The following is a 9,853-nucleotide window of genomic DNA, read 5'->3' as shown; positions in this document are numbered from 1 at the left end:
CTCATGTGGGGCCTAACGCCTGAATTAAGCCGAGCCGCGAAGCGGCTTCGGCTTGAATGAATTGTTAGCGCTCATGCCGGGCGACTCCAAGTCGCTCGATGAAGGCCTTGGCTGGCTCCAGTAGCTCTGGAGCAACTTTAAGCATTTGGGCTTGCTCATCCTGCGCCTGCTTGAGGACGGCGGGTCCTCCGCCAGTGTCAGGGTCATCGACGGCAGCTTGAGCTGCGTGGAGAACCCAGGCTAAGCCCCTAACCTGATCCTTAGGTACTCCGTAGCCATAAAAGAAGGCATTTCCAAGGTGGACTTGCGACTCAGCGTGACCGACCCGAGCTGCCTCCAGCCAAAGTGCGGCAGCTCGAGTTTCGTCCTTCTTAACTCCCAGCCCCTCAGACAGTAGGTATCCAAGATTGTTCTTGGCGGATGTCACGCCAGAGGAGGCAGCTCTCTCCCAAAGCTTGGCGGCCTTTCCATAGTCTTTCTCGACGCACTTGCCTGTATAGAACTCCACAGCCAAGTTGTAGGTATCCGTAGGATCCTCAAGAGCCGCGCCAATGGCTGTATCAGTCAAGTCGGCGCAAGGGTCATCGGCGCGCGAGCAAGCTGGGAGCAGTAACAAAGAGAGCAAAAGAACCTTCTTCATGAGCGCTAACGCCTGAATTAAGCCGAGCCGCGAAGCGGCTTCGGCTTGAATGAATTGTTAGGCAGCATGCTCACGGCGTTGAATATGCGCCAGAGACCTTGCCAAGAGTTTTGCTCCAGCCAAGTCCATAAGCTACGTGCTCGCCGGAAAACTTGTTGTCCGTGATGGTCCCGGAATATGAGTCATAGGCGTCACACATGGTGTTGACTAAAAGTACCTCTAGCTTGCCGTCAGCCATTATGTAGGCCGGACTCTTGGTGTAGCCATTGGTATCAGTCAATACGGACGCCTGTTTCCAGTTGCCTGAAATGCACGTCTTGGCCGGGCGGTCAGTGAGCTCAAACCTGAGCTCTCTTACATCCTTTCCGGAGCCGTCCGTTTCAACAAGCGAAACGGTCGGGTAATGGCTCTTGACCTCAGCGCTGCAGGCGGAGGCTAGGAGGAGGGCTGCTGCAGTTGCGATGATCTTGATCATGCTGCCTAACGCCTGAATTAAGCCGAGCCGCGAAGCGGCTTCGGCTTGAATGAATTGTTAGGCCCCATCCCGGAAGACATAAAGCACATCCTCTCGGATTTGGCAGAGCGTTTCGCCGCGCACATCAGTGGCAGCAACGTACTCTGTTCCTTTGAGTTGAATGTCCTCGTCAAGAGAGCCTCGGTACGAATGTAGCAGCACACCAAACTCGCGTGTGCCCGAGGCAATAATCTCGTCGATAAGGCTTACCCATGACGCCAACTCAGTGGCGCTTGCATCGTCATTGGCCTTATCAGAGCTTGCAGAACTTTCCTGCTTTTGGGCTATTGCCCGAGCCACTTTGGACTTGCTCCATCCCTTTTTGAGAAGGCGCTGCTCCTCGGTCGCCCAATCTGGGGCTCGACGGGTCCGTTGGTAGTGAGAGCCCAGGACAGTTCCGCAGTCACAATGACCAAGCGTGGTGAGGAAGTATCGCTGGGCACGACCAAGTTGCCGTTCCATGCTCGGGCTAGCCAACGGGCGGAGCTGCCTGCCGTGCTTGCGCGCAATTGCATCAAGCTCGGCGTGAGGGGCTGTGTCTGGAAGGACGGCAGTTACGAAGTGGCACATGGGGCCTAACGCCTGAATTAAGCCGAGCCGCGAAGCGGCTTCGGCTTGAATGAATTGTTATGCAGCCACGGAGAACAGTGAGCCGTGGACGCTGAAGAGATCTTAGCCCGGGACAATCGGGATGCGGCAATCACTGGACGGAAGCGCGGGGAGCGAGTGGCGGGTGCTTGCCCATCCGGCGCCGGAGGCGCCGCCAGGGTGAATCCAGCCATGTGACCGCAAGCCCAGCGGCGCGAGCGAGAGAGATCGAGTGCGGGCTTTGCGAGCGTTACCTGCAGCGCTTCGCGCCGGCGCGCATCGCCGGTCTTTTGACCACGCATAACGCCTGAATTAAGCCGAGCCGCGAAGCGGCTTCGGCTTGAATGAATTGTTAGCGCCCAACACCGCGACCAGAAGGTGTGGGCCTTTAATCGCTCTCAGCGTCGATAACCTTGAGATGGTCGACTAGAGGCTTGAGCGTAAGCATGACAGCCTCACCGTTTCTCGTGAACCTGACCGAGCAAACGGCATCCCAGCCACGCCCACAAAGGACCTCAGGCGTTTTTGGGTAAGCCACCCAGTTGACCGGCTCCGACGTATCAATGGCCCAGCCAAGGCGGGCCATGCGCGCTTTGGCCGTCGAGTACGTCATGCCGCTTTTCAGCCCGAGCTTACCGAGCAATGAGGCCGCATCCGCAGCGGGGCAGAGTGCGATAAGAACGGCGAATAGTAGAAGTGCTCGCATTGGGCGCTAACGCCTGAATTAAGCCGAGCCGCGAAGCGGCTTCGGCTTGAATGAATTGTTAGGCCGCGTGCCGTCTGGCAAAGACCCGATTGATAAGCAGGGTAACGATGACCAGGACGGGCAGCAACGCAAGCCACCAGTAGGACAGGAAGGTGGATGACAGCGAGCAAACTGCTGTGGATGTGGCGCAGTTTGCAAAATGCCACTCTATGAGGCGAGGAAGCCCGATGTAGAAAATCGAGCCGAACGTGAGATAGAGCAGGGCGAATATTGCGATTGGCCGGACGATTCTGTGCATTGCAGGAAATCTCGCTCTGGATTTCGGGGCGCCGATCAGCGGCCTAACGCCTGAATTAAGCCGAGCCGCGAAGCGGCTTCGGCTTGAATGAATTGTTAGACCTGCGGCTACTGGAGCAAGCCGCGGCGACCTAAGTAGAAACAGTATGCCAAAACCAATGAAATGCTCAGGGCGAAGGCAAGATCAACGCTTGCGGATGGCGATACAGTTGATGCCCGCAGAAAGCACAATGCCAGACAGCCGACGAGAATCCAGAGGCTTAGTCTGCGTAGAAAAAACAGAAGTGCTCCAGCCAAGGCTAGACCAAATGCGAAGGTAGTCCCCGAAGCAAGCTCTAGCAGAGCGACCCCGCGCAAAGACCAGAGTGCGTGGCGAGGATCTAACGCAATAACAAAGGTGAAGGCTGTCGCGGGAATCAAACAAAGGATCGCGATCGGATAGACAAGGAAAGGCCGCCGCACACTTAAGCTTGAGGTAGGTTCAGTTGCTCTTGGTGGCAAGTATGGATTCTGCATCGCGCAGGTCTAACGCCTGAATTAAGCCGAGCCGCGAAGCGGCTTCGGCTTGAATGAATTGTTAGACCTGTGTCCCGTCACGGTCGGAATACGGGCTCTTGAGCCAGTAATGGCAGTGATTGCAAATGTCCGTCGTTTCGGCCACGTCTCCTCGCAGTCTGGCGCTGAAAGGAACCTTCTTGCAATTAGGGCAGGTGAGTTCCGATTTGCCAATAAAGCTGGCAATAACCAATCCCGCTGCGACACTAAAGAACAGCAGGGTACTGGTTGGGGATGGTGCCAGAAATTGCCACGCTCCTAGAAGCGCGAGCGCGCAGAGCAAGTAGGTTTTGATCCGTCCAAAGCCGCGATCGTGTTCCGCGATTTGCGCGGACCACGAATCAATGACTTTTGGGTCGAAAACTGCTCGATGGTTGTTCACAGGTCTAACGCCTGAATTAAGCCGAGCCGCGAAGCGGCTTCGGCTTGAATGAATTGTTAGGGCCCAACCGACGGCGCGCAAAGTGAGTCAGAAGAGCCACGACTCCGCCGCAACCGATAGCCCAGAAGCCAATGTTTAAGTCCAATGGTAAGACTGCGATACCAGGCATGACCCCAAGCGCCAAGACGTAATGCCAATGCGCACGGTTTGTGCGGAGAAGAAAGACGTAACCAGGCGCTCCAAGTAGCAAGGCCGGCAGTGTGCCAAGGGCAAGTGTGTAGCAAAAGGTGACCATTGCCGCAAAGAATGGGCTGAGCAGTGAGTTGCTATGGGCTGCTGAATCCACCGCAGCAACACCGGCCATTACGCCGGCTATGAGCAGTAGAGCTGCGAGTGCAAATGCACTTATGACCAACAGTTGCCGTAATACGCTCATTGGGCCCTAACGCCTGAATTAAGCCGAAAACAATCGCGTAGCGATTGGTTTTCGGCTTGAATGAATTGTTAGGCGGTGACAACCCCGAGGAACATCGGGCGCGCCGCCGCGGTCCAGGCAACTCTAACCGAAGCTTGAGCAGGAAGGCGCCGAGGAGTGACCGAAGCGAGCTTGGCTTGGCAGAGCCCGGGGCAGGTGGGCGAGTGGCCTGCAGTTGGCTGCCACCGGAAAAGCTTTTGCCGTCAAGTGCGACAGGACTCTGGCAGCCGGGTTCGCATCCGGAGCTATCAATCTTGCCGCCTAGTGCGCCGGACGGCGCTGGCAAACAACGGCGGAGTGACCGGCGTTATGACCACTGCATAGTCGCAGTTGCACCGCCTAACGCCTGAATTAAGCCGAGCCGCGAAGCGGCTTCGGCTTGAATGAATTGTTAGGGCGCGACTTGGACATGCGCACCCTCGATGAAGTAGTGGGCCATCTGTGCGGCATAGGGACAATCTACATCCGCGGGACAAGCAGAGGCGTCACCTACCCACTGGAGCTTGCCCCGTACCAAGACTTTTGTGCCGATGCGGATTGGTCCAAGGTAGTCGGCGAGATAGACCGCCTCTCCCGACAGGAGAACGAATAGCCCTTCTTTGCCAGGGCCACTGAGGCGGCCGGTGAACTCAATGTTGGTCTACTTGACGGGCAAGCGGAGCGGTCGCTGAGCAGGCCGTCGCCAGCATCGCTATTGCTATGAGCCGAATGAAAGTTTGCATAGCGGCCTAACGCCTGAATTAAGCCGAGCCGCGAAGCGGCTTCGGCTTGAATGAATTGTTAGGCCTCATCGTAGGCCTGTAGCAGGGATGGCTCTTTGGAGCTATCAGCGATATGTACAAGTACTGTCCGCTGCAGCTCGACCTCGCCGTGAAAAGCGTGGTGTTTTGCGAAAGAGAACACCTCGGATAGTTGCTCATTCTCGTGCCATGAGGTCATGACAAATTGGTCGTCCGGGACGTCGCCGTAGTCAAAGGCTCGAAGATTTGCCATATCGACGGAATCATCCCAGGAGCTGCAGCCGTGGCCCCAGGCCGTCATAAAGAGGCAGCCAGAACGGACAAGCCAATCGCTCACCTCATCTTGCCAGTCCGTCGGAACGGCTTGCTCCGCTATTACTACTGCGCGGAATGGCGAGCGTGCACCCAGGTCTGGCGGGGTTGAGCCACGAGCGAGATGTATGTACGCGGGAGTGCTTGGCATGAGGCCTAACGCCTGAATTAAGCCGAGCCGCGAAGCGGCTTCGGCTTGAATGAATTGTTAGGCCCGCTGCCGAACAAGGTAAACAACCTCGCCGTCATAGTTGGCCATGCCGATCTGGTGCGTACCACTTGGGACCGCAGCTGCCACCCAATCCGGAACAGGTGGATCCCAGGTAACCGCATGATAATCATGAGGGTAGGGGCTCCCGTTGGGGTTTTGCGAGTGGGCATACACCGCATTGTCCATGGTGTTGCCGCATAGGGTTGCCCAAAGCTGGATAGGCTCCGAGCGATCTTTCGCGAGCATTTCCAAGTGCTGCAGCAGTCGAACCGTTGTGGCCGCAATCTCTGGCCCGTTCTCTGGGCGAGTATTACCCCGGCCATACCAATCGACGTGAGTGTGCCAGTAGTCAAACCAACTCGTCAGGTCGAGACGGTCGATGTTGCGGCGCCCACGCGCCTCCGCACGTGCCCAGTAGGCTTGCATTCTTTTGCGATAGCGACGATCCATGATGCGGGCCTAACGCTCGAAATTAGCCGAGCCGCGAAGCGGCTTCGGCTGCATTGAGTGGTTATACGCCACGGTAAGCGGCGCAGAGACGGAGTGTAACGGTAGCTGCTGCAGGCGGGAGCAGGGAATCAGCCGACGTAAGCCGGGGAGAGTGTGAGGCCGGTGTTTGCACATCCGGCGCCGAAGGCGCCGCCCAAGTGAATCCAGCCATGTTTCCGGTAGCCGAGCGGAGCGAACGGGTGAAGTCGAGCGCGGGCTTGCGGGCCTTACCCGCAGCGCCTGCGTACCGGCGCGCATCGCCCGTCTTTTGCCCACGTATAACGCCTGAATTAAGCCGAGCCGCGAAGCGGCTTCGGCTTGAATGAATTGTTAGACGCGCTACCCGGAAGGTTCGGCGTCAGGTTGAATCTGCGCAGGTGGCGCTGAAGCAGGAGCTGGCTCAGGGACTGCACCAAGAGAGTGCTTATTGCGGCTGCGAGAAAGTACCCGCTCAACTGCTGCCTCCAGTTGCCTTAGGCGGGGTTCGCCGCCTGGTGCGTAGGCAATGTAGGCATCTCTTACTGCCTTTTCATCGAGCATGCTTGCAATAACGGAAGCAAACATTGGCTTGCGAGCAAGGTGTAGATCCTCGGCATCCTCGATGAATCCAGCCTGCCAAAGGGCGAGCATTTCTTCTGAGGTTGACCCGGCCGGAGGATGCTCAACCAAGGTGCTCATGATCTGGTTGTAGAGACTCGCCAAGTAGTTCCATTGCGACGCAAAGCGAGAGTACAGAGCAACATATACGCCGGCAAAAATGGCCCCAAACCATGGGAGTGTTTCTGAGATGAGATCGCGGGCGACCGTCCAGTCGGGATGCCAGGTGGCACCTGGAGCGAGTCGCGACTTGAACCCAATGGCCAGTAAGTAGAGAAGCGCCGAAATGAAGACGGTCCGTCGGAGAACGACGGTGCCTCCGTTTGGACGGTTTTTGAGGAAGAACTCGCCGGACAGGAATGATGACATGCGCGTCTAACGCCTGAATTAAGCCGAGCCGCGAAGCGGCTTCGGCTTGAATGAATTGTTAGGCCCCGTCACTCAATCCATAGCGACTCGCCTGCGCCGGCAACCTGGCCTGTGCGAGTGTTGACCGACCAAGTGCCGACGACCTGACCATCAATAGAGTAGCTGACCTGAAAATAGTGAGTGCTATCGACGATGCCGGGGCCAAAGGGGCGCTTGGCTGACCAAGCACGTTCTTTTGTGTCATGCCACCAGTCCGGGTTTTGATCTAGCTTGCGGACTTCGGCGCTGCGGGATGTCATGACCAAGCGGATTGCCGCGGCATGAGGAGATTCATCTGGCACATCCGCCGCAAGCGAGCTGCAAGAGAATCCGGCGAGGATGAGTAGCAGAACGAGATGCAGTGCCTTCATGGACTGTCCGATCGCGGAAAGGGGCCTAACGCCTGAATTAAGCCGAGCCGCGAAGCGGCTTCGGCTTGAATGAATTGTTAGGCGCCGCCCGCCTACGGGTAAACAACGATACCAAAGCCATTCTCTAGAGCGTCCCGGAACGCCGAAGCCTCCGGCGAGTCCTTACCCTCAAACTGGCCATGGTCCGTGACGTCCTTGTACCGCTCAATTGCCATCGTGGCCCAACCAAGTTGGGCAAGCTCGCGGGAGACTGCCTCATCCAACTCATCGGAGGTGCGAACGTTTACGAAGAGAAGCGCAGGCAGTGACGTGCCTGGCGCGTACTTGTCGTGGTGAGGGCCAGCTACCAAGGTTGCTTTTGCGAGAATCATAGTGCGGGGCCTAACGCCTGAATTAAGCCGAGCCGCGAAGCGGCTTCGGCTTGAATGAATTGTTAGGCGGCTCCCTAGTTGTCATAGGTAGTCACCTCAGCGTGGATGATGCACGCACCGCGTACCACTACGAAACCACCAAAAGCCCAGAAGCGTCCGCCAGGCGACGCGGAGCGAGAGTAAAAGGAATAAAACCGATCAGAGTCCGAAAGACCACTGAAGGGGAGGCCTCCCCGATGGAATGCCTCAAACTCAGACGGGGAATAGGGCTGAGAGAGGACCATGCGTCGTCCGAGTTGCTCGATGTCGCCGCCAGCACACTTGGCCGTGGATTGTGCGACACGTGAGAAGTCGCCGTTCCAAGTTGCCGGGTCCGACGGCAGGATAATTTTCTCGCCGGCGTCTACCGCCAGCGAGACAGCGGAGAGGAACACGGCGCATAAATAACGTGCGAGGAACATGCTAAGCCGCCTAACGCCTGAATTAAGCCGAGCCGCGAAGCGGCTTCGGCTTGAATGAATTGTTAGGCGCTACCCGACGACCTTGAAGCCAGCCAACTCACGCAGCGACTGACAAACCGTCACAACTTGGGCGTGCGCGCCGGGCGGTTGGTGGGCGATAGCGCCGCCCGGAAGCAAAACATATACACCCTTGTCCAGGTCTGCGGCGAGTGGGACGGCCTTAATGCCGTGCACCTTCTGATTCTCGCGGACATGCCGAGGAGTAAGTGGATAAAACCTACCAATCTCCCAGCGTTTACCAGAGGGCGCCGCGAGAACGAACTCAAATGATTCCAGAAACGGAACTGACTGAAAGAAGCTCTCGGTCTCGGGCGGCAGCGTGAAGCCGACAAGCCTCTCAGTGCCCACGGTATCGGGATGCCGCAGGTCACTCTGTGACGTGCGGGTGATCCAAGGGGAAATGATGGAGAAGCGAACTATTGCCAAAAGGGTAATAGCCGCAGTAAGCACAACTACCAGACCAATTGCTGCTCCCAACAGACTCATTGCTACCTCCCTGTAGCGCCTAACGCCTGAATTAAGCCGAGCCGCGAAGCGGCTTCGGCTTGAATGAATTGTTAGGCCCCGGCACGTGTGTCCGAGGCCAGAGAACCAAACTATCAACGAGGGCGACGTTATCAGTGGTTTGCACTGTCCCTAGAACCCTCGCGTTTAGCCTTGAGTCGTGCTTGAGCAGCAAGCACCCATGCAATGACGGCGTACAAAATGGCAAGTGCAAAGGTGCCCCAAGCAAGAAGCGCGGCAATCCGGAAGCCACTCTCCAGGCTCCATGAGCCAGCGGCCCACATGAGGAGAGCTGCGACCAGTGCCGCGGCAAAGTGGATCTGATAGTCAATTGACTTGGGCTGCGACATGGTCGTTTACGGGGGGCCTAACGCCTGAATTAAGCCGAGCCGCGAAGCGGCTTCGGCTTGAATGAATTGTTAGGGCCCAAGCTCGCGCAAACGAGCTTCGACTGCGGGCCGATCAATGAATGGCTTGAGGAAGAACGATAGGCCCCTCAAGAAGGCCCAGAACACCATGTACACCAAGAATGCGCCCAGCAAGAACGCCAAGATTGGCTCAATAAACCTGAGCCAGGCGGCACCCTGATACCTCGACGTCAGCCAGTTGAAGGCGAGTCCAATCAAAAGCCCCTGGGCGGCGTAAAGCCATACATCCCAGCCGGCCTTGGTGAACTTGGGAGGCTCTTTGTCCAGCGCTTTAAGGGCGCACACGAGCATGATCTTTTCTAGCTTTGCTGTATCTGCGGGGGAGCTCATCTTGGGCCCTAACGCCTGAATTAAGCCGAGCCGCGAAGCGGCTTCGGCTTGAATGAATTGTTAGGCCGCTGCCCGTGGCGAATGGGCATTAGCGACCGTCAGTCCTTCAGTTTGGAACATTCCTCACACTTGGTTGGAAGATACCAAACGAACCGCTTTTGGGTCTCGTACGCAATCTTTTGCTGTTCTGGCGAGAAGACAAACGAGCTGTAGCAAACGCAGCATTTGCAACGTATGCCCTCATACTCGGTCGCTCTTGAGTCGTAGTGTCCATCAGTGCGCTGACTGGCGGAGGACCATTGCGATCTGTCGATTGGAACGGACATGGACGTGGATGTGTGTGAGCGGCCTAACGCCTGAATTAAGCCGAGCCGCGAAGCGGCTTCGGCTTGAATGAATTGTTAGGCATTGGAC

The 9,853-nt window shown here is 57.1% G+C and carries 11 protein-coding genes; all 11 read right to left on the bottom strand.

What is annotated here, in order from left to right:
* Window positions 1–64: 64 nt before the first annotated feature.
* Window positions 65–640 carry a tetratricopeptide repeat protein gene (locus ACYVGK_RS17940; protein ID WP_460736249.1) on the bottom strand — a complete coding sequence of 192 codons (576 nt, stop codon included), beginning with the start codon at window positions 638–640 and terminating at the stop codon, window positions 65–67.
* A gap of 70 nt (window positions 641–710) precedes the next feature.
* Window positions 711–1,115 (bottom strand): hypothetical protein, encoded by a 405-nt coding sequence (locus ACYVGK_RS17935; protein WP_460736247.1) that lies wholly within the window; start codon window positions 1,113–1,115, stop codon window positions 711–713.
* 57 nt (window positions 1,116–1,172) lie between these two features.
* Complete coding sequence (locus tag ACYVGK_RS17930) at window positions 1,173–1,616, bottom strand: hypothetical protein (protein ID WP_460736245.1); 444 nt, start codon at window positions 1,614–1,616, stop codon at window positions 1,173–1,175.
* Between the two features lie 890 nt (window positions 1,617–2,506).
* Entirely contained in the window at window positions 2,507–2,746 is a 240-nt protein-coding gene (locus ACYVGK_RS17925) for a hypothetical protein (protein ID WP_460736243.1), read from the bottom strand.
* A 2,191-nt stretch (window positions 2,747–4,937) separates the two neighbouring features.
* Window positions 4,938–5,360 (bottom strand): DUF7684 family protein, encoded by a 423-nt coding sequence (locus ACYVGK_RS17920; RefSeq protein ID WP_460736241.1) that lies wholly within the window; start codon window positions 5,358–5,360, stop codon window positions 4,938–4,940.
* A 57-nt stretch (window positions 5,361–5,417) separates the two neighbouring features.
* The gene (locus ACYVGK_RS17915; protein WP_460736239.1) at window positions 5,418–5,870 is read right to left on the bottom strand and encodes a hypothetical protein; all 453 of its coding nucleotides are present in this window, start codon (window positions 5,868–5,870) and stop codon (window positions 5,418–5,420) included.
* Window positions 5,871–6,248: 378 nt separating this feature from the next.
* Window positions 6,249–6,875: a hypothetical protein gene (locus tag ACYVGK_RS17910; RefSeq protein ID WP_460736237.1), complete on the bottom strand. Its 627-nt coding sequence runs from the start codon at window positions 6,873–6,875 to the stop codon at window positions 6,249–6,251.
* A 68-nt stretch (window positions 6,876–6,943) separates the two neighbouring features.
* Window positions 6,944–7,285 (bottom strand): hypothetical protein, encoded by a 342-nt coding sequence (locus tag ACYVGK_RS17905; RefSeq protein ID WP_460736235.1) that lies wholly within the window; start codon window positions 7,283–7,285, stop codon window positions 6,944–6,946.
* A 445-nt stretch (window positions 7,286–7,730) separates the two neighbouring features.
* Window positions 7,731–8,117 (bottom strand): hypothetical protein, encoded by a 387-nt coding sequence (locus ACYVGK_RS17900; RefSeq protein ID WP_460736233.1) that lies wholly within the window; start codon window positions 8,115–8,117, stop codon window positions 7,731–7,733.
* 69 nt (window positions 8,118–8,186) lie between these two features.
* Window positions 8,187–8,663, bottom strand: a complete 477-nt coding sequence (locus ACYVGK_RS17895) for a hypothetical protein (RefSeq protein WP_460736231.1) — start codon at window positions 8,661–8,663, stop codon at window positions 8,187–8,189.
* Between the two features lie 437 nt (window positions 8,664–9,100).
* Window positions 9,101–9,439 carry a hypothetical protein gene (locus ACYVGK_RS17890; RefSeq protein WP_460736229.1) on the bottom strand — a complete coding sequence of 113 codons (339 nt, stop codon included), beginning with the start codon at window positions 9,437–9,439 and terminating at the stop codon, window positions 9,101–9,103.
* Window positions 9,440–9,853 lie beyond the last annotated feature (414 nt).

Source organism: Lysobacter tyrosinilyticus, assembly GCF_054779815.1.
This window is presented reverse-complemented; position numbering and strand designations above follow the sequence as displayed.